The 23,497-nt window shown below is 38.4% G+C and carries 21 protein-coding genes; 7 read left to right on the top strand and 14 right to left on the bottom strand.

The window, feature by feature from the left end; all coding sequences use genetic code 11:
* Positions 1-139: 139 nt before the first annotated feature.
* Positions 140-1,579, bottom strand: a complete 1,440-nt coding sequence (locus tag LMC10_RS01565; RefSeq protein ID WP_229268748.1) for an MFS transporter — start codon at positions 1,577-1,579, stop codon at positions 140-142.
* A gap of 123 nt (positions 1,580-1,702) precedes the next feature.
* On the opposite strand from LMC10_RS01565, the gene LMC10_RS01560 reads away from it, so the two are divergent.
* Entirely contained in the window at positions 1,703-2,158 is a 456-nt protein-coding gene (locus LMC10_RS01560; RefSeq protein ID WP_003675841.1) for a Fur family transcriptional regulator, read from the top strand.
* A gap of 87 nt (positions 2,159-2,245) precedes the next feature.
* Here LMC10_RS01560 and LMC10_RS01555 read toward each other — a convergent pair whose 3' ends face one another.
* Positions 2,246-3,592, bottom strand: a complete 1,347-nt coding sequence (locus tag LMC10_RS01555) for an amino acid permease (RefSeq protein ID WP_229268747.1) — start codon at positions 3,590-3,592, stop codon at positions 2,246-2,248.
* A 90-nt stretch (positions 3,593-3,682) separates the two neighbouring features.
* Here LMC10_RS01555 and LMC10_RS01550 point away from each other — a divergent pair, with 90 nt between their 5' ends.
* The 3 genes from LMC10_RS01550 (at position 3,683) to LMC10_RS01540 (ending at position 5,367) form a co-directional block, all read left to right on the top strand.
* A complete protein-coding gene (locus tag LMC10_RS01550; protein WP_065533160.1) occupies positions 3,683-4,294 on the top strand; it encodes a VanZ family protein in 612 nt (203 codons plus the stop codon).
* A gap of 11 nt (positions 4,295-4,305) precedes the next feature.
* On the top strand, positions 4,306-4,473 hold the full coding sequence (locus LMC10_RS01545) for a hypothetical protein (RefSeq protein WP_003664220.1): 168 nt from the start codon (positions 4,306-4,308) through the stop codon (positions 4,471-4,473).
* A gap of 369 nt (positions 4,474-4,842) precedes the next feature.
* Positions 4,843-5,367: an HdeD family acid-resistance protein gene (locus LMC10_RS01540; protein ID WP_229268746.1), complete on the top strand. Its 525-nt coding sequence runs from the start codon at positions 4,843-4,845 to the stop codon at positions 5,365-5,367.
* Between the two features lie 23 nt (positions 5,368-5,390).
* Here the strand turns inward: LMC10_RS01540 and LMC10_RS01535 are convergent, their stop codons facing one another.
* The 3 genes from LMC10_RS01535 to LMC10_RS01525 all read right to left on the bottom strand — a co-directional run bounded on the left by LMC10_RS01535 (position 5,391) and on the right by LMC10_RS01525 (position 7,886).
* Positions 5,391-5,834, bottom strand: a complete 444-nt coding sequence (locus LMC10_RS01535; RefSeq protein WP_229268745.1) for a hypothetical protein — start codon at positions 5,832-5,834, stop codon at positions 5,391-5,393.
* On the bottom strand, positions 5,834-7,333 hold the full coding sequence (locus tag LMC10_RS01530; RefSeq protein ID WP_229268744.1) for a Y-family DNA polymerase: 1,500 nt from the start codon (positions 7,331-7,333) through the stop codon (positions 5,834-5,836). The genes LMC10_RS01535 and LMC10_RS01530 overlap by 1 nt, the downstream gene beginning before the upstream one ends.
* 121 nt (positions 7,334-7,454) lie before the next feature.
* Positions 7,455-7,886 carry an Hsp20/alpha crystallin family protein gene (locus LMC10_RS01525; protein ID WP_003670784.1) on the bottom strand — a complete coding sequence of 144 codons (432 nt, stop codon included), beginning with the start codon at positions 7,884-7,886 and terminating at the stop codon, positions 7,455-7,457.
* A gap of 132 nt (positions 7,887-8,018) precedes the next feature.
* On the opposite strand from LMC10_RS01525, the gene LMC10_RS01520 reads away from it, so the two are divergent.
* Entirely contained in the window at positions 8,019-8,867 is an 849-nt protein-coding gene (locus LMC10_RS01520; protein ID WP_229268743.1) for an aldo/keto reductase, read from the top strand.
* A gap of 214 nt (positions 8,868-9,081) precedes the next feature.
* Here LMC10_RS01520 and preA read toward each other — a convergent pair whose 3' ends face one another.
* Both preA and LMC10_RS01510 read right to left on the bottom strand, forming a co-directional pair.
* The gene (gene preA / locus LMC10_RS01515; protein WP_003664227.1) at positions 9,082-10,380 is read right to left on the bottom strand and encodes an NAD-dependent dihydropyrimidine dehydrogenase subunit PreA; all 1,299 of its coding nucleotides are present in this window, start codon (positions 10,378-10,380) and stop codon (positions 9,082-9,084) included.
* Positions 10,373-11,614, bottom strand: a complete 1,242-nt coding sequence (locus LMC10_RS01510; RefSeq protein WP_003664228.1) for an NAD(P)-dependent oxidoreductase — start codon at positions 11,612-11,614, stop codon at positions 10,373-10,375. The genes preA and LMC10_RS01510 overlap by 8 nt, the downstream gene beginning before the upstream one ends.
* A gap of 291 nt (positions 11,615-11,905) precedes the next feature.
* On the opposite strand from LMC10_RS01510, the gene LMC10_RS01505 reads away from it, so the two are divergent.
* Complete coding sequence (locus tag LMC10_RS01505) at positions 11,906-12,667, top strand: exodeoxyribonuclease III (protein WP_229268742.1); 762 nt, start codon at positions 11,906-11,908, stop codon at positions 12,665-12,667.
* Between the two features lie 120 nt (positions 12,668-12,787).
* Here the strand turns inward: LMC10_RS01505 and apf (LMC10_RS01500) are convergent, their stop codons facing one another.
* From apf (LMC10_RS01500) to nrdD, 6 genes are all read right to left on the bottom strand, one after another.
* Positions 12,788-13,492, bottom strand: a complete 705-nt coding sequence (gene apf / locus LMC10_RS01500; RefSeq protein WP_113897430.1) for an aggregation-promoting factor — start codon at positions 13,490-13,492, stop codon at positions 12,788-12,790.
* A 328-nt stretch (positions 13,493-13,820) separates the two neighbouring features.
* Positions 13,821-15,521 (bottom strand): phosphoenolpyruvate carboxykinase (ATP), encoded by a 1,701-nt coding sequence (locus LMC10_RS01495; RefSeq protein ID WP_229268356.1) that lies wholly within the window; start codon positions 15,519-15,521, stop codon positions 13,821-13,823.
* A 154-nt stretch (positions 15,522-15,675) separates the two neighbouring features.
* Positions 15,676-16,488, bottom strand: coding sequence for an aggregation-promoting factor (gene apf / locus LMC10_RS01490; protein WP_229268741.1), 813 nt, complete (start codon positions 16,486-16,488; stop codon positions 15,676-15,678).
* A gap of 384 nt (positions 16,489-16,872) precedes the next feature.
* The gene (locus LMC10_RS01485) at positions 16,873-17,766 is read right to left on the bottom strand and encodes a SufD family Fe-S cluster assembly protein (protein WP_324294031.1); all 894 of its coding nucleotides are present in this window, start codon (positions 17,764-17,766) and stop codon (positions 16,873-16,875) included.
* An 8-nt stretch (positions 17,767-17,774) separates the two neighbouring features.
* Complete coding sequence (gene nrdG / locus LMC10_RS01480) at positions 17,775-18,353, bottom strand: anaerobic ribonucleoside-triphosphate reductase activating protein (protein ID WP_035157640.1); 579 nt, start codon at positions 18,351-18,353, stop codon at positions 17,775-17,777.
* Positions 18,354-18,418: 65 nt separating this feature from the next.
* Complete coding sequence (nrdD, locus tag LMC10_RS01475; RefSeq protein WP_229268739.1) at positions 18,419-20,653, bottom strand: anaerobic ribonucleoside-triphosphate reductase; 2,235 nt, start codon at positions 20,651-20,653, stop codon at positions 18,419-18,421.
* 405 nt (positions 20,654-21,058) lie between these two features.
* Here nrdD and LMC10_RS01470 point away from each other — a divergent pair, with 405 nt between their 5' ends.
* A complete protein-coding gene (locus tag LMC10_RS01470) occupies positions 21,059-22,456 on the top strand; it encodes a DHA2 family efflux MFS transporter permease subunit (protein WP_229268738.1) in 1,398 nt (465 codons plus the stop codon).
* A gap of 38 nt (positions 22,457-22,494) precedes the next feature.
* On the opposite strand, the gene LMC10_RS01465 is transcribed toward LMC10_RS01470, so the two are convergent.
* Entirely contained in the window at positions 22,495-23,049 is a 555-nt protein-coding gene (locus LMC10_RS01465; RefSeq protein WP_229268737.1) for a GNAT family N-acetyltransferase, read from the bottom strand.
* Positions 23,050-23,497 lie beyond the last annotated feature (448 nt).

Raw genomic sequence — 23,497 nt, 5'->3', positions numbered from 1 at the left:
GGGGTAATTACATCATATCAGGAACGATTTCCTGTGTATATAAAAACCGGATGATGAATTGTTCAAACAATTCATCATCCGGTTTTTATTTTGGACTAGGAGTTTTTTCCCAGCCTCTATTTTATATACGAATTTTTGGTTATTTTGTACTTTTTTCCTTACTAGTATTTTTTAGCATAAATGCTAGTACGAGACCAATCAATTCAGTGGCGATCATGCCAATAAATACTAAATGATAGCCGTGAAGGGAAGCGACTTGCGCCGAACTTCCCCGTTGAAGTGCATTTGTAGTAGCAACCGTTAAGATCAGTGTTGAAATAGTAACACCCGCGGACCCGAGAACTTGCCGGACCGTTGTAATTACGGCTGTTCCGTGGGGCACTAATTCATCAGGCAAGGCATTTGCTCCCAGTGTGACGGCCGGCATCATTACAAAGGCATTTCCACCTTCAATTACCATTGCACAAAGGATCATCCCCAGCAAGCTAAGGTGATTAAGGACAATTAATCCAGCAACCCAGCCAATGATAATCATAAACATTCCCACCAGCATTGTTGGTTTAAACCCAATTTTATCAGCTAATTTTCCTGATAAAGGATTCAGGATGCTGAGAAAAGCAGCTCCAGGTACTAGGGCCATCCCAGAAACAAATGGACTAACTTTTAATACTCCCTGATAATAAAGGGGGAAAATAATTGTCGTTACAATTAATGCGATATACGAAATCGATGTTAAAAGAATTGCTAAATCATAATTAAAAGTCTTCAATACCCGTAATTCCAATAGCGGGTGCTTGAGATGAAGTTGTCGAATACAGAACCAGATAACCGCAATAAGACTAACGATAAAGATCCCTGCATTTATTCCCCATGCAGGATTCTTTTTTCCGGTTTGGTCAACAACGTACATAATCCCAATTAATCCAACTAGTAAGATTACTGATAGCCAATCAAGATTTGTTTCATGCCGCTCCATTACATCTTGGATCAGTCCACTAGCAGCCATTAAAATAATTACCGAAATGACAAGCATGAACAGGATAAAAAGGCTCTTCCAGCTAAAGAACTTTAGAACAATTCCTGAAACAATCGGTCCACAGGCAAGAGCGGATCCCATTACTAAACCAGCGATTCCCATTGTTGAACCCCGCTCTTCTTTAGGCGTAATTTCAAGCAAAACGGTTTGATAAGATGGGAATAAAACTCCGACAGCAAAAGCTTCCATGGCCCGTCCAATCATCATAAACCAGAAACCATTAATTCCCCAAGATGATGGTGTTAAAACAATCATCAAGGATCCGATATCAAATAGCCCTAGTGCTCCAATAAACATTGTCTTAAAACTCATATTATTGAGCATCCATGGACTAATTGGCATGCTGACACACATTACGAGCATAAAACCAGTCGTCAGCCATTGAACTGTTGATGCTGAAATCCCAAAAGCATTCATTAAGGTTGGATAGGCGGTTGACAACGATGATTGACTAATTGACATCGTAAAGGTACCAACTAATAAAGTAAAAATAAACCAAAAGCGACTATATCTTTTTCCATTACGTGCGATACTTTGATCCATATCACTCTCTCCCTCTTTAGAATAATTATTATCTGACCGTTAATTATTATATGTTTTGAATTAGTGAATGTAAATGTTATAATATCATTAGATTATAATTATTTTAAGAAAGGGGACGACATTATGGCAGAAGCAGAATTTGATCGAGCTCTTGATCATCTCCGTGAAAACAAGGTCCGTCTTACTCCCCAACGGAAAACCATCTTAAATTACTTAATCAATCATCATACTCATCCAAGCGTTGAAATGATTTATGATGATCTTAAAGACTCAGTTGCCAATATCAGCATGGCAACTGTATACAATACCCTAAAGCTCTTCGTTGATTACAATCTCGTAATTGAGTTAAAAAATGGTGATGGTAGTACCCACTTTGACTATTTCGGCCATCCGCATTATCATGTCGTCTGCGATAATTGTGGTAAGATTTCTGATGTTTTTGATGAGCATTTTACTGAAATTACAAAAGAATTAACGGTTATGACTCATGAAAAGACTGGCTATCTAGTTACAGGAAATAACATCGAAGTCCACGGCATTTGTCCCGAGTGTCAACGTAAATTACATTTAAATCGTTAGTAAAAAGAGGCTGAGAAAAAACTTTTGTTTTTTCAACAGCCTCTTTTTTTATACGAATCTTGTTACGATATCGTGGAAATTAACTTTTTATGCTTTCTTTTGCGTTAACGAAGCAACGGCAAGGATTGCAAACCAAGCTAAAGTTAGTATAAGAGCAATTAAAGTTTGTTTTTCCATACATAAAACAATTAGCACAATAAAAAGAAAAACTAAAATAATATAGTCAGTAAAAGGTGCGCCTGGCATCTTGAAAGTCCTCGATTGCGGATGTTTACGAATATATTTTAAATGTGCCAAGATGATAGCAGCCCACACAAAGAGAAAACTCGTGGTAGCAATACTGGAAACAAAAGTAAAAACCCCTTCTGGCATTACCAAGTTTAAGATAGCAGCAATTCCAATAACAATTGCAGAAATAATAACCGCTGTTGCAGGCACCGACCGTTTAGATAAGCGACTAATCTTACGGATAACAGGCCGGTGAGCAGTAGAGGTTAGCTCAGCCAGCATCCGACCAGTTGTATATAAAGAACTATTACAAGCAGAAGCCGCAGCGGTAATTACTACAAAATTAACGATACTAGCAGCCCCTGGAAGTCCAATATCACGAAAAACAAGGACAAACGGACTATTGCTTGGTGAAAGTTTACTCCATGGATAAATACACATAATGACAGCCAAAGCACCGATATAAAAGAGCATAATTCGAACGGGAATACCATTAATCGCCTTAGGAATAACAACTTTAGGATTCTCTGCCTCAGCCGCTGTCACCCCTACCATTTCAATTCCAACAAAGGCAAATACAACCATTTGAAAAGAAAGCATGAAGCCCTTTGTCCCGGTAGCAAAAAAGCCCCCATCATTAACTAAATTTGCTGGTGTGGCAAGATAACCGCTTGTCGAATGGAAATGAAGCAAAATCAAAATGACGCCAACAGCAATTAAAATAATAATTGCTAGAATTTTAATAAGGGCAAACCAAAATTCGAGTTCACCAAACGTACTAACAGTCATTAGATTTAATCCCAATAAAATTAGGAGAGTTATTAATCCAGGTAACCATTGGGGAACTTGAGGAAACCATAGTTGAAAATATAAGCCAATGGCGGTAACTTCGGCCATTGCCAATGCTAGCCAACACACCCAATAAGCCCAGCCCATTACAAAACTCACGCGATTACCAAGATAATCACGAATCGCATCCATAAACGAATGATAATGTAAGTCGGAAAGAAGCAACTCTCCCAGAGCCCGCATAATTCCAAAACAAATAATCCCAGTAATTAAATATGCTAAAAGGATTGCTGGACCAGCAGCGTGAATTGCTTTCCCCGATCCGAGAAATAATCCCGTCCCAATTGTTCCACCAAGTGCCATTAATTGAATATGACGACTTTTAAGTTTACGTGTAAATTCTTGCTTTTCTGCCATGATCCTCTCTCTTCCTCAATAATTGAAGTTTTATTAATCCTAGTTAGGTTTACTAGTCATTACTAAAAAAATCAACTATGATATATAACATTGAAAACTTATTGTATACCATTTTTCGTAGAAGGAGAAATCACATTGCATGCATTAGTTCACTGGATCCCATTTTTTATTTATTTCTTTGCAGGATCTGTCCTCGTCACTCATAATCACCTTTGGGAAAAATTCCCTAACTTCGGCCAGCACATTACAATTGCAACCTTTTTTATCTACTTAACTGCAATCGACTGGCTCTGCTTAACTCCTTCAATGTTTAATTTTAGTTCTGCTAATAAACTTTTATTTTACTTTCATGGCGTACCATTTAATATCATCCCCCTCCAAGGACTCAGCCAAGAATTCTTCTTAAACATTGTGATGACTTTGCCACTAGGAGTTTATCTTTATTTAATTAATCACCAGATGCCCTTCAGTCGTGCTATTCTCTATGGCTTTTTCTTCAGTCTATTTATCGAGTGTAACCAATTTGTTTGCGACCTTCTTTTCCATATTGGAAGGGTTGCCGATGTGGATGATTTGATTAGCAATACCATCGGAACTACAATTGGTTTTGCAGTAATGATCATACTTGATCAAACGATTTTTCATCAAGTTATTAAACAATTTATGCTAGTGGGTGGAAAATCTGATAAACTGAATAACTGAGGTGGTAAAAGATGATTACAAATGAACAAAGAGCGCACGATATTGCTCTTACCTTACTACAATCACGAGCAAAAGATCTAAAGCCAATTGAAGCATATCATGAATATGTCAATTCATTATTGCCAATCTTAAAGGAGATTGATAAGGATTTCCCCAACGGTATTAAAGAGCACCTTTAATTTCCCGGGAAATTACGACAAAAGGGAGCTCGAAAACGAAGTCACTTGTGACTTCGTTTTTCGACGCGAAGCTAGCCTCTGGGAGCCCCCGCAAGCAATAATAGGCCTCTAGCGTTCGGTTTTGCCGGACGTTAGAGGCCATTGTTGTACTGCGTATTTGCTTTTTATAAAAGTAACTTAACTTATGTCACAGTCCCTTACTGTTTTAAAGATATTTATACAGTAGCACAGTAGCTGGCTGGATTCCCACCCCCCTTTACTATTCCATTCTATATATCATAACTACTTTATTGATAATCTCTTTCTTCTTGTTTTATCAATCCAATTGAACTATGATATTAATGATTTTATTTTTAGGGAGGTTTTTCAATGTTTGAAGAAACTAAAAAGGGCTTTGACTGGTTTAGCTTAATTGTTGGAATCTTATTTATTATTGCTGGAATTGCATCATTCATGCGGCCAGATAAAACCCTTCACTTCTTAGCCATTGTTGCCGGAATTGCTTTTATTTTCCGCGGAATTTATGAATTATGGTTCCGTCAACGAATTGGTCAGATCTTAGGAGAATCCTCAGGTTGGTTAATTTTTTCTGCAATTTTAGATATTATTTTAGGGATTATTTTCCTTTTCCAACCAAGTTTTGGGGTACTCTTCATTGCTATCATCTTCGCTATCTGGTTTATTCTTGACTCTATCACTGAATTGCTCAGTGCCAAGTTTTTCAAGGAATTTCATCGGGGATACTACTGGTTCATTGTAATTCTAGCAATTTTGAGTTTGGTGTTAGGAGTTATTCTTTTATTTAGCCCATTACTTTCCGCTATTACAGTGGTATGGTTAGTTTCAACATTCTTGATTGTGTTCGGAATCATGAAACTTATTCAAGCATTTTAACGTATACCTTATATTAAAAGAGATCAGTTTTGCTGATCTCTTTTAATTTTACGAATATTTTGAATTATAAGCCTTGTTCCATCATCAAATATTAGGTAGTGAGCATGGTGATCAATTCGTTTTAATCGACCAGTATATTCTTCATAAAATCCTGTCTTACCATTAAAAAATTCAACTTTTATTAGCGGATGGGATTGGCTCCGTTCAATCATGGCAAGTTGGACTCGTATTCGATGCTTCATCTCAGCCGTGGGATAAGTTTTATGACTATACTTTTCCCCTACCTTTGCTAATAATTGATGATAGCCGGTCAAGGCTGCAAAAGGAGAAAACTGCGCAGCACGATCTTCGGTGGTCATTGGCGTATGAGCTTGAGAAATATGCCGAGGAGTGTTGATGATATCACGATACATTGAGGTATCACTAAACAGGCTTTTTTCTATTTTCAATAAATCCTCATTTTCCATTATGCTTGGTGCCCTCCAATCTGACTGTTCCTTTCTAAAAGAGTAGCGCCTTTTTTCAAATCAGCCGCTCGAATAATGGCATTTTTACCATATTCATTTTGCAAATTAAGGACAAGCCTTTGTAACTTTTGATCCTTTTTTTGAATTTTGGAACGATTCTTATGTTTTTTTGTTGAGTCAGTAAATAAATCTAACTGCTCATTATAATTCGCCAATCGAGCAAGCGTTGGTGAAAGAAGGTGGTTCGCTATTACCGTAATTTTGCGAACTGTCAATCGCCGGTCAAGGCCAGAATCATATAGCTTCATAAATGCTTCCATTAATTCTGTACCAGATGAAGTCGGTAAGGAAAGATCAGCCTTTCCATGCATCGACTTGGGTACCTGCCGTCCATAGAAGTCGGTTACTAATGGTCCTTGGTAATCCTCCGATATATTAGAAACATCATAGGCGACCCTTAAAGCTACTTGATCAGTTACTAAGTTTTGCTTGGTTAACTGGAGAGCTAATGAATTAACCATCTCTTGAATCACTAACCGGGTTTCTGTAAAGTTATAAGGCCGAGGCAACACCTGTCCAGAATACACCCCATGATCAGATGAATGATAATTTTTGATATCTTTAATGGAGGCGGACTCGTATCCCCATGCATGGTCAATAATGATTTCCGCATTTTTGCCAAATTCGCGGTATAATACTTCCTCATTCATCGGATCAGATAATTTTCCCAATGAACATCGAGCAATATCTCCCATGGTATGAAGACCCAGCTTTTTTAGTCGGCGCGCATACCCAGGACCAATTCGCCAAAAGTCTGTTAGTGGCTGGTGCGCCCAAAGGTAACGACGAAAAGTATGTTCATTCATCTGTGCAATCCGGACCCCGTCTTCATCTCCCGGAATCCGTTTAGCTACTATATCCATCGCTACTTTTGCTAAGAAAAGATTGGTCCCAATTCCTGCAGTTGCAGTAATTTGTGTCTCTGCTTTAATTGTTTGGATGATTTCCTTAGCTAAAGAACGGGCACTAACATGGTACTCATTAAGATAATCAGTAATATCCATCATTACCTCATCAATAGAATAAACGTGGATCTTTTCTGGTGGTAAATAGCGTAAATAAATTTCATAGATGGCGGCACTTTTTTCAAGATAAAAATTCATTCGTGGACGTGCGATCTTATAACCAATTTTAAGTTCTAGTGATTTTAATAATTCATCTCGGTAAATTGAAACAACTGGTGATAATCGCTGGTGAGACATTTCTTTGGCACGACGATTATTCAAGTACGCTACCCGTTGTTCCACCTCATACAATCGCGGGCGACCAGAAACGCCAAATTTTTTCAAAGCTGGTGAGACGGCGAGACAAATAGTCTTACTAGTTCGCGATTCATCGGCAACTACGAGGTTAGCGTTTAAAGGATCGAGCCCACACTCAGTACATTCGACCGAAGCATAGAATGATTTTAAATCGATTGCCATATATGTTCGCCCCATTGTAATGTACCTCCATCCTTTTAGTAAATACTATTATATCCTCAATCAAACATACGTTCAAGAAACAGACAAAAAATAAGGAGACTGGGAAAACTCAGCCTCCTTATTTAACTTAATTTAATTATTCAATATCAATATGATTTTCATCGTCATCAGTCTCATCCTTCTTAGGAAGAGTAATTGTCAAAACACCATTCTTGTATTGAGCTTTGATATCCTTCTTATTTACATCTGGCAAACGGTATTGCCGACTCATTTGACCATACCGACGTTCAGAATGCAGAACATTGCCATCCTTATCACCATCATCATCAAAGGTATCCCGATGACCAGTAACTGTCAAAATATCATTGGCATAATTAATGTGAATATCCTTCTTATCAAATCCAGGCATGTCAATCTTTACGGTATAATTTTTGTCATCTTCTGTAACATCTGTCTTCATGTGATCAGCAACGGGAGTTAGGTTAGAGAAGAAATCATCGTTCATCCAGTTACGCATGTTCATCAAACTATCAAATAAATTATTACGGTTTTGTAATTCATTAGCCATAAAGAATGCTTCCTTTCTTTCTTATTCATTGTCTATATTAAACGCTTTCAGCTAAAACGCAACTAATATGCTAGGGGCCATTGACCAAAAAGAATATAATAGAAGTAGGAAAATAGAAAGGAGCTGCGCAAGATGAAAAAAGTCACAATCAATAATGTTTCAATGCCTGCAATTGGAATCGGAACATGGAATATGGGAAATTCTCTCGTCAATCGGTCTACAGAAATTAAAGCCATTCAAACTGCAATTGACGCTGGCGCACAAGCTATTGATACTGCGGAAATGTATGGCGATGGTCGTTCCGAAGCGCTTGTCGCTGCGGCCATCAAACCATATAGTCGGGAAAAGCTATTCTTAATTGATAAAGTTCTTCCTTCAAATGCCAGCAAGACAAAACTTGAGCATAGTTTAGACCAAAGTTTGGCTGCCGTAGGAACAGACTATTTTGACCTTTACCTTTTACACTGGCGGGGTGGGATTCCGTTAGCAGAAACAGTCAACGAATTAGAGAGAGTTAAAAAGGCAGGAAAGATTAAAGCATGGGGAGTCTCAAACTTCGATGTCAGTGATCTTGAAGAATTATGGCGCCTAAAAAATGGCACTGATTGCGTTGCCAACGAAGATCTCTATAATCTCGATAGTCGCGGAATTGAATTTGACCTCCTTCCCTTAATGAAACAGCATCAGCTCCCATTAATAGCTTATTCCCCGCTTGCACAAGGTGACAGCTTATCTGGAAAGTTAACCGAGAATCCGCTAATAAAAGAAATTGCCGCAAATCACCATGCAACCGTCAATCAGATTATGCTTGCGTGGGTCTTAAGAATCGGAAATGTCCTTGCTATTCCAAAGAGCAGCAGCCCAAAACATGCTGAAGAAAATGTTGCAGCTGGTAACATTGAACTAAGTGATGATGAGTTACTTGCTTTACAAAAAGAGTTCCCATCACCAAATAAAAAAGTACCCCTCGCAGTAATTTAAGAGTTACAATATGACATAATAAAGCTAAAAATCGAGGGAGCGAGACAGAAGTCACTTGTGACTTCGTTTTCGAGCCCCCGCAAGCAACAATAGGCCTCCAATGTTCGGCTTTTTTGCCGGACGTTGGAGGCCATTGTTGTACTGCGTATTTGCTTTTTATGAAAGTAACTTATGTCACAGTCCCTGATTTTTCATATATGAGGAAAACTAATAATTAATTTTCTTGATTAGCCTTTACCGGGTGATAGCGATGAAGACGTTGAGATCCTACATCGATTTCTGCTGGATTACCTTTGTGACCCGGCTTAATCTCAACAAGGCCTAACTTAATAGCCCCCACAGGACAAACAAGTGCACAAAGTTGACAACCGACACACTTACTCTTATCAAAAACTGGTTGCCGTTTTTCATCATCCCAAGTTAAAGCTTGGTGGGCACCATCTTGACATGAGATAAAGCAACGGCCACAACCGATACACTTATCCCAATCAATCTTAGGGTAAACCTTGTAATTTCGGTCAAGCTGGTTAGTAGGAATAATATTCTTATTAGCTAAGCCGACAAGATCTTGAAGGTGGTCTACATGCTGTTCTTCCATGTAATGCATTAAACCATTAGTAAGGTCATCAATGATCCGATAACCATATTCCATGATCGCAGTTGTAACTTGGAGAGTAGTGGCACCCAAAAGAATAAATTCAGCAGCATCTTCCCAGGTCTCAATTCCCCCAATTCCAGAAATCGGTAGTTGTTCAAGGCCGGCTGCTGACCGTAGTTGTTGTAAGAAACGTAAAGCAATTGGCTTAACAGCTTTCCCAGATAATCCAGAAACAGAAGATTTACCATCAATATTTGGTAACCCAACCTTCTTCTTTAGATCAACATCAACAATTGATTTAACAGTATTGATTGCGGAGAAGCCATCTGCCCCTCCTTCTAGACATGCCTTAACAACCGGAACCATCGTCGTAATATTTGGTGTCATCTTCGCAAGAACTGGAAGGCTAGTCCCGCGTTTAACAGCTTCACAATTCTTCTTACATAATTCTGGATTAGTTCCTACATCTGAACCCATGGTATGAGAAGTCATCTGTGGACAAGAGAAGTTCAATTCAATCATATCAGCCCCTGCCTCAGTTACTAACTTGGCCAGGTTGGTCCAATCTTCCAATGTCTCACCCATAATTGAAGCAATCAAGACTTTATTGGGATATTCTTCTTTTAACCGTCGCATATCAGCCAAGTCCTGCTCCAAGGGGTGTTCTGATAATTGTTCCATATTCTTAAAGGCAACAAAATGCATGTCTTCCTTGGCTAATTCATCGAACCGGGGAGAAACTTCATCAATCTTAAAGTGTGTTGGTGATAAAGTCTTATATACGATACCGCCCCAACCAGCATCATATGCATTCTTACACATTTCGTAACAGTTCCCAACAGGTGAGGACGACAAGCAAAATGGATTTTCAAAATGAACGCCTAAAAAGTCTACAGATAAATCTTTTTTAATCATTTTCTTGTCCTCCTAACAACCGGTCTATTTCTTCTGCTACTTCTTTTCCTTTCTGTACTGCTACCACAACGGTTTTATCTCCGGCAACAATATCACCAGTCGCAAAAACTTTGGGATCTTTTGTCCGGAATCGCGGTTCACGGAATGGAATTTCATTATGCTGTAAGTCAATGTCTAGTCCTTCTGCATTAGCTTTTTGACCAACTGCTAAAATAATCTTATCAGCAGTAATAGTTAATTCACTCTTAATCTTCCGGTGAGTAAAGGTAGCACGATTCTGATGAACTTCTTTTGGAACGTAACCATCAACAATTGTTACACCAGCTTCTTGAGCACCGGCAAGTTCCTTTTTAGAAGCTTTGAATTCATCAAACTGCTCATAAACAACATCGGTAACATAAGGAACGTTAAGCTTCTTTAAGGTTGTTACAACATCCATTGCAACATCCCCACCACCAATAACAAGGACATTTTGCGGAAGATCTTCTAAATTGCCCTTACTTTCTTTTGCCCGGGCTAGGAATGAGATTGCTGATTCGGTACAGATATTGTGTTCAAACATTGGAAGCATCTTTGCTTCACTTGTCCCAATAGCAACAATCACTGCATTGTAACGAGCTTTAAGATCATCCATTGAAATATCTTTTCCAACAGTTGTGTTATAGATAATGTGCGCACCAAGGTCGACAATTCGTTGAACTTCATAATCCACAATTTCTTCCGGCAACCGATACTCAGGAATGCCGTAGGTCAAGTAACCGCCAGCCTTAGCAGCTTTTTCATAGATATCAACTGCATAGCCCTTTTCACGGAGAGTCGTAGCTGCCTGTAAACCTGATGGGCCACTACCAATGATGGCAATACTCATCCCATTTGGCTTACCGGCTTTAAGAATCTTCATGTTCATCTTTCGCTCCATATCAGTGACATACCGTTGAATCCCACCGATATCAATTGGCCCGTCGATTTTAGCCCGAGTACATGCCTTTTCACAGTAACGTTCAGTTGGACAAACACGCGCACAGATTGATCCTAACGCATTGTTTTCCCGAATCGTTTCAGCTGCCCCTTTGACATTACGAAAAAGAACGCTTCGAATAAATTTTGCTGGATTAGTATGTGCTGGGCAAGCTTGTGAACATGGTGCATCATGACATAATAAACATCGTGCAGCTTCCTGCATTACGGTTGTCATCGTGTAACCTTTCGACTCTGTTTCATACTTTGAAGTCATTAGACACCCTCCTCTAAGTTGTGACTCTTTGACAATTTTGTGATAAACGTAACTTTATATATAAATAATATTATATAAACGCTTTTGATATAAGTAGGCGATCCCCTTAATATATTGCATCTTTTATTCTTAAAGTTGATATCTTCGTATATACAATATGAATATTTTTATTTAACATCTACAGTTTTGTATCAAAAATCACAAAAAGAGTCTTATTACTTAATGAAAAATCAAATTCCTTGTACAATTATTACAGAGACATGGTTTGGTTAAATTGAAAGAAGGATTAACATGAAATTTATTTCTTGGAGTGTCAATGGCTTGAAGTCAGCCATTAATCATGGATTTGTCGAAGATTTTAAGCGCCAAGATGCTGACTTCTTCTGTCTACAACGTACACGATTGGATAAAGGCGAAGAACCGATTCAAATTCCTAATTATTACCAATACTGGAATTATGCGGAAAAGAAGGGTTATTCTGGTACCGCCATTTTCACTAAATATAAGCCAGAAAACGTTATATACGGAATGAATAATTCAATTTTTAATAAAGAAGGGCGACTAATCACGCTCGAATATCCAAACTTCTATTTGATTGATGTATACGTCCCAGTTTCAGGTGAAAAGCTGCAACATCTTGATTATCGTCTCGACTGGGATCGTGCTTTTCTTGATTATGTTACTAATTTACAAAGTAGTAAGCCAGTAATCATTGGTGGTGATATGAGCGTTGCCTATCAACCAATTGACCTAGCAGAGCCAACAGAAGATCATCATAAAGCCGGCTTTACAAAACAAGAACGAGCTGATTTTGGCAAATTACTTGATGCTGGCTTTACGGATACTTTCCGTTATCTTCATCCTAATTTGCATGGTGCATATACCTGGTGGAGTTATCGTTATGACGCACGGGAACGAAATGTTGGTTGGCGCCTCGACTACTTCTTAGTTTCTGATGTATGGAAAGAACGAATTGAAGAAGCCAAGATTCTCTCAGATGTTAAAGGCTCAAGTCACTGTCCAATTGAACTTGTTGCTAATGTTGAAGTATAAGAAAACTGAGCTAAATTTTATAATAGTTAAACGAAAAGAGGTTGGAAAAACTAAAATTTTTCCAACCTCTTTTATCGTATGTTTGAAATTTGTTGATTATCTATTTTATTAAATCTTGTTTTAGTACCAACCGTGTGATTGCCAGAATGATTGAGCAGCACTCCATGAACCGTAACGGCTAGCTACGTATTGATCAGCTACTCGTTCTTGGTTAGCTTCTGAGTAGTCACCATTTAAGTATGATGCTGACAATTGGTACTTACCAATATATTGACCATTCCGTGCACTGTAGCTACCACCTGATTCGCGAGCTGCGATCCAAGCCTTGGCAGCAGCATCATTTCCAGCTACATTTGAGTTATAGCCAGTTGATGCTTGAGCACTAGATTGTTGTACATTTTGTGTTTGTGGAGTTTGTACTTGTTGTTGAGCAACTGGTGCTTCTTGGTTTGATTGTACTTGTTGGTTTTGTTGTGCTTGATTTTCAGCAGTTGTAGCTTGTGTATCTGCTTGTGGTGCAACATTTGCGGCTGGTAAAGTAGCAACTTCTTCTTGAGTAGCTGGTGCAACTTCACCATCATCCTTGATTACTAATTGTTGACCAACGTAAATCAAGTTCTTATCAGCAATATTATTGTTGTTTGCTAATGTATCTACAAAAGTTAGATCGTGACCTAATTTGTAAGAAATCCCAGAAAGGGTGTCACCTGCTTGCACCGTGTAAATACTGTCGGCGTTTGCAGTCGTTGCAGTAGCTACTGTTCCTAATGCAACTGCACCAGTAATCGCTGCTGTAATCTTGGCTACTTTCTTAGATAACTTCATTATAAATTCAATCCATCCTTTTCTCTTAATTAATCAAATAACTCATTTCAACGATAACTACTATACAGGATTAGGGTTACGAGCGGGTTACTAGGACTTATCAAATTTCGTTATTTCTGTAATTTTTTGTAACAAACGTTCGATGATTTTTTTATAGTCGCTTAAATGTTGATTTAATCGCTTTTGAGTAACTTGTAAAATTATAACTAGAATTATCTCATGTAAAAATTATTCAAAAAAACTGCTCATTTTTTCTTGACGACACAAAAATCGCCCTGTAACAGACTGTTTGTTACAGGGCGATGACAAAGTTGTCTTAATCGTAATCTTAATTATTCATCAAAACATCAAGCAATTCTTGGGCTGATTCTTTCAAAGCATCCTTTGACTTGTCATTACCAAGGTGAGTAAAGATTTCTCCAACATATACATCTTGGTCAAATAGCTTTGTAAAGACCTTGTCAATAATCGGCTTAGTTAATTCTGGTTCTTGAACTGGACCAAATGGGTTAGCAAAGAATGTCTTGCTCATTCCAACTTCATCAGTTGTTCCAAGGGCCTTCCGTTGTCCAGCAATAAATACTTTTTCTGCCTCTTCCTTTGTATCAAAACGATGAATACCAACTTCATCACTGTAATTATTAGCGTATAGCCACATATCAATATGGTGATGTTTGATTACGTTTTCGTAGGTATCAGCAGGAATAATAACCCGGGCATTCTTTTGTTCAGGATTGAGGTAAACACCACGGTCCATGTTATTGAAGGCCACGGCACTACTCAAATCATCAAGACGAACAAAGGCACCAGTTTCTGTTCCTTGAGCATATACCCCTGGTTCACCATCAGTAAGGGTAAAGCTTCCCATGTCATCAAAGATTGTCTCCATGCTGACAATCTTATCGTCAGCTAATTCTTGCAATGCTTCAATTGATTCTGACTTTCCGGCACCTGAATCACCAAAGAAAACAACATTCTTTTCTTTACCATTAGTAAATTTAATTTTCAACATGGACCCGTGAATTGGCAGGCGACCATTGTAAATTTGATGAAGGTTATGGAGCGTCAAGCACATCTTCTTCATGTAACCAAAGTAAGTAGTCTTATCTGTGTAAGGTACTTCACCAACCCACAAATCATTCTTTTCGTCACGATAGTAATGAGAAACCATGCCTTCTGTTTCTTTTAGACCGAAAAGAAGAATCATATCAGGTTTTTGCCCCTTAATCTCATCAGGGGATGCAATTTCAAATAAGTTCGAAAGAGCAATTCCGTTTACCAAGTAATCAACATTGAAGTAAATAAAGGCTAAACTTTCACCAATCTTTGCTGGGTAACAATACCACTTACCGCGTTCACCACGGAAACGTTCGATCGGGTTATCTTTTACTTCAGAAAAGACCCCTTCCCGTTTGTTACTCTTAGTGTGCATCATCATTGGTGGACGAAGCATCACGGTATTAATAAAATCAATATCCTTTAATTCTTCATAACCAGCTGGAATTTTCCAATCTTGTTGTTGAACTAAAATTGTTGCGTTAGTTGCCGCATTAACTTGTCGATAAGTCCGGTTTTCAAAACCTTGGAGCTTTTCTTCGAGGATCCGGTATGCTTTACGCACTAAGTCGTTGAATTGAGTATCAATAGTCCGGAACTCGTTACCGATAATCTTATTATCACTAAGATTAATTACCGATACCCGTAATAGTGAACGATAGTATGAGTATAATTCTTCAACACTCTCAAGAATATCTTTAGGGTCATATTCATCAAATGCACTATCATCATCAAAAAGAACTTTCTTTAAGATATCAACAAACTTGTTAACAGTGGCATTATCAAAAGCATCATCATCATTATCAGGGTTACGTGAAGCTAAATATAAACGAACAATTTCCTTTACTTCATCACTATTAATTAATGAAGGAATATCAGTAAAGTAATTTTGACTATAGTTTAACGTTGCAACACCGCGGTCAGGATTTACATATAATGATTTTGTATCAATAATCTGACTCTCTTTTGACATGGATCTCATCCTTTCATCACTTGAATAACTCTATTATAATATATTTTTTAAGATTAGGATGAAAATAATATTAACTTTTTTTCATTTTACAAAAAAATAGGAAATCATCCCCTTATTGAGACAATTTCCTACTTTAACAATTAATTATTAAATTTTAGTACCAACCATGTGATTGCCAGAATGATTGGGCAGCACTCCATGAACCGTAACGGTTAGCTACGTATTGATCAGCTACTCGTTCTTGGTTAGCTTCTGAGTAGTCACCATTTAAGTATGATGCTGATAATTGGTACTTACCAACGTATTGACCGTTACGAGCACTGTAGCTACCACCTGATTCGCGAGCTGCGATCCAAGCCTTAGCAGCAGCATCATTACCACTAACATTTGAGCTGTAGTTTGAACTAGTAGCTTGTGCTTGTACTGGTGCACTGTAGCTTTGTTGTGCAGCAGCTGAAACAGTTGATTGTTGTGGAGCTACTGATTGAACTGGTGCTTGTTGTTGAACCGGTGCTTGAGATTGTACTGGAGCCTGTGATTGAGCAGGAGCAGAAACCGGTGCAGCTGATGATTGTACTTGGCTTGTTGCTACAGGAGCCTGACTAGCAACCACCGGAGCTTGGCTAGGTTGTTGACTTTCAACACTAGCTGATGCTGGAGCTTGAGATGCTTCAGGTAAAGTAGCAGCTTGTTGAGCAGTTGCTTGGGTTACTTCACCGTCATCTTTAATTACTAACTTTTGACCAACATAAATTAAGTTCTTATTGGCAATTTGATTAGTTGAAGCTAAAGAGTCAACATAAGTTAAGTCATGGCCTAACTTATAGGAAATACTTGATAAGGTATCACCACTTTGCACCGTGTAAACAGAATCAGCGTTAGCAGTAGTTGCAGTAGCGAATGTTCCCAAGGCAACAGCACCTGCAACGGCAGCAGTGATTTTCGCGATGTTTTTAGTTAACTTCATAAAGAAAAATCCCATCCTTTTCATAAAATACTTTTTTATTAATTAGTTATTTATTAGTTTAATTTAGTTTAAGTTGTCGAGTCCTCATATCTCTCAACACCTATTACTATACTCCCTCAAAATTACATGCGGATTACTCCGAAATATCAATTCAGTTGATTTTCGTAATACTTTGTAATAAAAAATTTAATAGTCTGTCAAGCAAATCAACCTCGGCCACGTCCTGATAGTAACTTAGGTTTGGCTAACTTTTCCCCAGAATTAGCCAAAATTTGTAACATAATAATAAATAAGTCGCTGAATTTTTCTTATAAAGAAGAATTTCAACGACTTATTTTTCGTGATTAATGTTTTATTGTAACATTGCTGTAATTAACTTTAGCCCTATTCAGCAGTCATTATTTGTTTTAGCCAACGCTCACTACTAGCTAATTCTTTTAATGGATGGATATCTTCGCTAATTGGCAGTGGTTCGCCGGCTTTTACTTTAAAAGGTGCTCCAGTGACCGCTTCTGAATCCCGATATTGGGTAAGAGTGGCAAAAGTTCCCTTACCAAAACCATCAACCAGTGCGGTTAAATGCTGTGTTCCACCTAAAGCAATTGTCGTTGCCCACTGAGTATTTTGACCATCCAGAAAACTATAAAGATCAACAGTAGCTTTAGTTTGAACTTGACTCGCTACTTCAAACTGCAGCGTTGAACCATGAGCTTGGTATGCATGGATTGTCCGATAGATATTTTTACTGGTCGAGCGATTTGCCTGCCGGTACGTAACGTGCGCGTTAGCTCCAACTAAAATCTCTGTTCCTTCATATGATGGTAATAACGTATCATTAACCATCCGTTCTTCAATTACTGCGTTAGCCCCCGCACTGATGACAATAATATTGTGAGTGTTCGCAGAGTTAAGGTGGGGACTAAAGACAACTGGACGCTCCTGAGTAATTTGTGGACGCAAATATATAAACTGTCCACAATCAATATTTGCAAGGTGCATGGCCGCTAATTGGTTATCCTGCCAAAAGATGGCCTTCTCCATTAGATTTTCTTGTAATAGTGTTGAGTATTCATTAACCGCTTCTTCAAGAGGCATTGCGGTTAAGCCGCCCTCTTGTAAAGAAAGCCAATCCCTGCTTAGACCAGTTGCTTTCTTTTGCCAGTAATCTACCCATTCTTCTTGACCAGGTAAAGTCGGGATCCGTGATTGCAATATAACTGCTAGTTGACGTTTTTTCTCTAACCATGCTGGCTCTTTCTTCCAAATTTTTGCCATCATTTTCTCCTCTAATGAACAAGCTTATCCCAAATAACCACTTTCCCCGTTTGAAGAGATTGCGGAACATCAATAATTCGTTGGTTAGAACTCCCTCTAAACTGAAGGGTAAGATCCTTTTTAGCCAGCAAGAATCGACCATCGACTAGAATATCGAGGTAGTGTAGAAGTTCAAGTTTATCGCTCGACTCCTTCATTAATTCTTCCCAAGTATAACCAGACCAAGACCAAATATCCTTTTCGTGACCGAATTCTTTTCGAACCCGTTTAACTAACTTCAGACAAACCTGAGTATTAAGGAATGGTTCGCCACCCAATAAAGTCAATCCTTGAACATAACTCTGCGAAAGGTCTTCGATAATCTGATCTTCTAAATCCTGGGTGTATGGCTGTCCGTAATGAAAATTCTGCGCCGCCTTGTTATAGCATCCGGGGCAGTTAAAAAGGCATCCACTAACATATAAACTACACCGGACCCCTTCCCCGTCAACAAAATTGAAGGGCTTATAGTCTGCAATATATTGTAATGAATGATCTTTTGCTAACCACTCTTGCGGCTTAGGATTGCGGGGTAATCGTGTTTCTACCATTTCTTTTTCCTCCTATATAATAAAAGGCCGGTAGCTTTACGGGCAACTGGCCTTTTGATAATTAATTAAATTTGATCACCAGTAATATGAGCATGAGCCTTATTATCCATTTGCCGCTGTTGTTCAAATTCAGCTGCATTCTTGATCATGCCAGCATTCATATGTTTAACTCGGTGAATAATTTCCTCATGCCTTCCATGAACCATTGGCCGCTGCTGAGGGTTGCCAAGATAACCACATGTCCGCTTAACAACGTCACAGGTTGCTGGGTCATGGTTCCCACACTGCGGACACTTAAAGCCGCGAGCAGTGGCTTCAAATTCACCTTTGAAGCCACACTTAAAGCACTGATCAATTGAAGTATTTGTTCCCAGATAACCGACATGATCATATGCCCAGTCCCAAACTGCTTCTAAAGCTTTTGGATTTTGGCGTAAGTTGGGATATTCGCAATAATGAATAAAACCACCAGCCGCATATTTAGGAAAAGCCTCTTCAAATGATAACTTTTCAAAAGGTGTCGGATGTTTACGAACATCATAGTGGAAACTATTTGTGTAGTATTCCTTATCTGTTACATCTTCAACTCGCCCAAACTTCTTCAAATCATCTTGGCAGAATGTATCTGTTAACGATTCAGCAGGAGTGGAATAGAGACTAAAATGGTATCCTTCTTCTTTTTCCCATTCAGCGCATAAATCATGCATTGCCTTAGTAATTGCAATCGCAAAGTCATGCGCTTCTTTATTATGCTCCCAATTTGACCCATAGAAAGTCGTACATACTTCATATAAACCAATATAACCTAGTGAAACGGTCGCCCGACTATTCTTAAAGACTTCATCGACACTGTCAGTCTTCTTTAGCCGTTTACCAAATGCACCATACATATAAAGAAGGGGAGCATTTTCTGGCTTAGCTTCTTTAGTACGCTTAATCCGGTAATCCAAGGCAATCTTACAAATATTCATCTTCTCTTGAAAAATTTCCCAGAATAGTTGCTTATCGCCATGAGCCTCCAAGGCAATCCGTGGCAAGTTGACTGTCACTACCCCTAAGTTCATCCGGCCTGAGTTTACTTCTTTGCCAGTTTCTGGATCTGTCCATCCCTGTAAGAACGAACGGCAACCCATTGGTGTCTTAAAGCTCCCCGTTAGTTCCTTAATCTTGTCATACATCAAAAGATCTGGATACATCCGCTTCGTTGAACATTCAAGCGCTAGTTGCTTGATATCATAATTAGGATCTTCAGGGTCAAGATTTAAGCCTCGTTTAATAGTAAAAGTTAATTTAGGAAAAATCGCTGTACGATGTTCCTTGCCAAGACCCTTAATCCGGATCTTCAAAATGGCTTTTTGGATCTCCCGGGCAATCCAGCTTGTCCCTAAGCCAAAGTTAATGGTCGTAAATGGAGTTTGACCTTGGCTAGAATAAAGGGTATTAATCTCGTATTCTAAAGCCTGCATTGCATCGTAAATATCCTTTTTTGTCTTCTCACGAGCAAATTCTTCTCGTTTCTCTGGTACTATCCACTCTTCGGCCTCCTTCATATGCTTTTCGTAATTTAGCTTTGCATATGGTTCTAATAATTGATCAATCCGATTAGCAGAACATCCCCCATATTGCAGAGACGCCACGTTAGCAATAATCTGCGACATCTGCGCAGTTGCCGTTTGAATCGAGCGTGGGGAAGAAACCCAAGCATTACCAATCTTAAATCCATGCTTAAACATCTCATCAAAGTCAATTAAACAACAGTTAGTTTCAGGCGTTACCGGTGAATAGTCAAGATCATGCCAGTGAATATCACCACGAAGATGCGCCTTAGCTACAATACCAGGAAGCATCCGTAATCCCAATGCACGGCTCACGACTCCGGCTTCAAGGTCCCGTTGAGTATTAAAAACATGGCTATCTTTATTAGCATTTTCGTGAACAATCCGTGAGTTTCGGTCGAAAAGCTGCTCTAACTTATTTTGGGGATTAGTAGCTTCGGCAAATGCTTCTTCATCATGCTGGCGATAATCACGGTAAACTTTTGCCAATTCTTCATGATTAGCATTAACCAGTCCTTGAACAAAGAGATCTGCAATCTTTTCAGTAGTGACAGTTGTTTGATTAAGCAAGGCATCCAATAAGGTAACATAAACACTTTGGCTAGTCTGCTCATCAGCATTGAGCGCATTTAAAACAAGGTTAATCTTATAGGAATAGAATGGTGTTACTATTCCATCACGTTTAACTACTTGAACACTTGTTAAACTTTGAAGATCCTTCTTATCAATTATTTGCACTTTCATTTTTATTTCCCCTCTCGTAATTAACGTTATCTATCATAGCTCAAAATACAACTTATAGGAAGTATTGACATTCGAAACACTATATGTTGTGGTCGAATTACTTATTTAAATATTCTGTTTATATTCTATTCTGATCTACCAGGAATAAAATGAGGATACAAGCAACGACGCTATTTTGAGATTATTGCGAGACCTTTTAAATCATTTATTTTTAAATTCCTATTATCACTGAATAGAATTTTTTATCCCGAAAAGCTTGAATTTGAAAACGCTAAACTCAACTTAATAATCTTAATCAATATACTTAAGATTATTAGTTATTAAAAAAATAACTTACGAGCAGATAGCACGATTTGCTAGACTAATCCTTGTGCAATTTTTAGGGTAAAAGGAGTTTTTATATTTATGGAAAATGCTTTACAAGCTCGTAAGCAAGCAGCGCACCCAGGATTAATGATGGTTAGTATGCTGCTGGGAGCTTTTGTCGGAATGTTTAGTGAGACTTCATTAAACATCGCCTTGCCAAAATTGATGACCGCTTTTCAAGTAAGTACGTCAACAATTCAATGGTTAGTTACTGGATATATGTTAATTATTGGGATTATCTTGCCACTGTCCAGTATTATTACTAAATGGTTTACGACCCGCCAAGTCATTATTTTTGCATTAATTGATTTCATGGTTGGGGCTTGTATTTCTGCCTTAGCGCATAATTTTACTATTTTGTTGATTGGACGAATGGTTCAAGGGATCGGAACAGGTTTAATTCTTCCACTAATGTTTGCAGTGGTAATGCAAATCTTCCCACCGAAACAAATTGGAGCGGTTCTAGGAATGTGTGCCCTCGTAATTATGTTTGCACCTGCAATCGGTCCTACGTTAACCGGTCTAATTCTTGCTAAGTTATCATGGCAATGGATCTTCTGGTTATTTATTCCGTTTTTATTTATTGCCTTGATCTTTGCTATCACTTCATTAGAAAATGTTGGTGAAATTACTAAGCCACATGTTGATATGCTCTCAATTATTGAATCGGCAGTAGGTTGTTCAGGACTTGTTATTGGTGCTAGTTTGGCTAGTGAAGATGGTTGGACTTCACCTACAGTTCTCAGTGCTTTAATAATCGGAATTATTGTCTTAATCTTTTACACCCATCGCCAACTTCATCTGGAAGAACCAATTTTAAATCTTCGTATCTTTAAGTATCCAGCCTTCACAATTGGTTCTTCAATCGTGATGCTTGACTTTGGAATTATTCTGTCGACGATGTATCTTTTACCGTTATTCTATCAACGAGGGCTCTTAGTTTCCGTTGCTCTTACTGGACTAGTAATGCTCCCTGGGGGAATTATTAATGCAGCTACTTCTGCAATTGCAGGTCGCCTTTACGATAGTATCGGGGCTAAACGTCCTGTTTTAATTGGTTTTATCCTTGCCTTATTCGGTGCTTTGATGCTAGCGTTTACCACACCGCAAAGTCCCATTATCTACGTTGTATGCGCGCATGTTATTTTAATGATTGGTTGTCCTTTAGCAATGTCTCCTGCACAAACTAGTGCTCTAAGTACGCTTTCTGGATTCGAATCCGGAGACGGCAGTACAATCATGAATACGATGCAACAGGTTATCGGTGCTCTTGCAACAGCCCTAGCTACTAGTTGCTTAGCTTGGGGGAGTTCTTCTATTGGCGGATCGGAGGCTGTCCGCTTTACTAATGGTTTCCACTATGGCATTTACTTTGCAATTATCTTAATTGTGGTAGCACTGCTCTTATCATTCAAAATTAAAGATCGGAAAGAGTAAAAAAATCCTCACTACTCATGCAGGTAGTGGGATTTTTTTTACTCTTTAACAATCTTATATGGTAAATAATGGCGGCGATGCTTAGTCAGATAATTATCCATTAACTGTTGGTAAAATTGTGGATTCACGCTTGATTGTATACTTAAAAGATCAAATTTTTCATTATCCTTTTCAACGGTATAAAGACCCGTTTTGCCAAAACCATTTTTGGCGTAGAAACGATGCCGTCTGATTCGTTGTTCGTTATTAGTTGCTTGAGGATCTGGGCGTTCAGCGCTAAGTGTAATCTGCTTTCCAGCATATCGTTCTTTGATCGCGGTTAGCGTCGCACTACCCAAGCCCTGTCCATGATAGTGAGGATCAATTGCCAGAAAGAAAATATAGGCGATGCGCTTGTTGTAGACTGTGTAGAAAAAGCCAACCCATTTTCCCTCTTCATTATAGATGCTACAAAATTCTGCTTTTCCTGCTTTAGCACGCATTTTAAGTAAAGATAATGGTAAAAGTTCATTTTGTGGAAATACGGTATTATAAACCCGCTTGATATTTTTGAAATCATTTGACTTTGTAGATATTTGACGAACTTCAATCATTTAAGAATCCCTCCATCTATGTAATAGTACCTAGAAAAAACTTATCAGACAAGAAAAAAGAGACTAGCTTTAATTTTAATTAAGCTTCAATGAAATCTTGCTCTTTCACATGTATATTTTTACAGCAAAACATGCCTCTTAAAATTACGTGGTCTATTTTTGAAAACTGGGGTGATAATTTCATTTTGTTCTGCCATAAATTAAAAATCTCCTTACTGATGATAGTCTCAGTATAGGAGATTTGGGGTAGTTAGAACTAAACGGATTGTTATTGAGTACTTACGGATGCATAAATGATGCACAAATTCAATTGAAAATAAAAATTATTTAAAATCATAACCACCCGTCAAACGGGTGGTTTGCACATCGGCTATAAGCCGATAATAAAAGCCGGCGTCTCAAGGCGCTGGCTTTCGCTTTGCTCAAGCCAAAATGCTCTGACTACTTT

The sequence above is a fragment of the Limosilactobacillus reuteri subsp. simiae genome (assembly GCF_020784875.1).
Taxonomy (GTDB): Bacteria; Bacillota; Bacilli; order Lactobacillales; family Lactobacillaceae; genus Limosilactobacillus; species Limosilactobacillus reuteri_H.
Note: the sequence above shows the minus strand (reverse complement) of the source record. Positions and strands in the feature narration are given on the sequence as shown.

Coding starts and splice junctions, on each gene's coding strand:
- LMC10_RS01470 (WP_229268738.1), top strand. CDS start 21,059: ATGGAAAATGCTTTACAAGCTCGTAAGCAAGCAGCGCACCCAGGATTA.
- LMC10_RS01510 (WP_003664228.1), bottom strand. CDS start 11,614: ATGACTTCAAAGTATGAAACAGAGTCGAAAGGTTACACGATGACAACC.
- LMC10_RS01520 (WP_229268743.1), top strand. CDS start 8,019: ATGAAAAAAGTCACAATCAATAATGTTTCAATGCCTGCAATTGGAATC.
- apf (WP_229268741.1), bottom strand. CDS start 16,488: ATGAAGTTAACTAAAAACATCGCGAAAATCACTGCTGCCGTTGCAGGT.
- LMC10_RS01535 (WP_229268745.1), bottom strand. CDS start 5,834: ATGGAAAATGAGGATTTATTGAAAATAGAAAAAAGCCTGTTTAGTGAT.
- LMC10_RS01495 (WP_229268356.1), bottom strand. CDS start 15,521: ATGTCAAAAGAGAGTCAGATTATTGATACAAAATCATTATATGTAAAT.
- LMC10_RS01465 (WP_229268737.1), bottom strand. CDS start 23,049: ATGATTGAAGTTCGTCAAATATCTACAAAGTCAAATGATTTCAAAAAT.
- LMC10_RS01540 (WP_229268746.1), top strand. CDS start 4,843: ATGTTTGAAGAAACTAAAAAGGGCTTTGACTGGTTTAGCTTAATTGTT.
- LMC10_RS01530 (WP_229268744.1), bottom strand. CDS start 7,333: ATGGGGCGAACATATATGGCAATCGATTTAAAATCATTCTATGCTTCG.
- LMC10_RS01525 (WP_003670784.1), bottom strand. CDS start 7,886: ATGGCTAATGAATTACAAAACCGTAATAATTTATTTGATAGTTTGATG.
- apf (WP_113897430.1), bottom strand. CDS start 13,492: ATGAAGTTATCTAAGAAAGTAGCCAAGATTACAGCAGCGATTACTGGT.
- LMC10_RS01545 (WP_003664220.1), top strand. CDS start 4,306: ATGATTACAAATGAACAAAGAGCGCACGATATTGCTCTTACCTTACTA.
- preA (WP_003664227.1), bottom strand. CDS start 10,380: ATGATTAAAAAAGATTTATCTGTAGACTTTTTAGGCGTTCATTTTGAA.
- nrdG (WP_035157640.1), bottom strand. CDS start 18,353: ATGGTAGAAACACGATTACCCCGCAATCCTAAGCCGCAAGAGTGGTTA.
- LMC10_RS01565 (WP_229268748.1), bottom strand. CDS start 1,579: ATGGATCAAAGTATCGCACGTAATGGAAAAAGATATAGTCGCTTTTGG.
- LMC10_RS01555 (WP_229268747.1), bottom strand. CDS start 3,592: ATGGCAGAAAAGCAAGAATTTACACGTAAACTTAAAAGTCGTCATATT.
- nrdD (WP_229268739.1), bottom strand. CDS start 20,653: ATGAAAGTGCAAATAATTGATAAGAAGGATCTTCAAAGTTTAACAAGT.
- LMC10_RS01505 (WP_229268742.1), top strand. CDS start 11,906: ATGAAATTTATTTCTTGGAGTGTCAATGGCTTGAAGTCAGCCATTAAT.
- LMC10_RS01485 (WP_324294031.1), bottom strand. CDS start 17,766: ATGATGGCAAAAATTTGGAAGAAAGAGCCAGCATGGTTAGAGAAAAAA.
- LMC10_RS01560 (WP_003675841.1), top strand. CDS start 1,703: ATGGCAGAAGCAGAATTTGATCGAGCTCTTGATCATCTCCGTGAAAAC.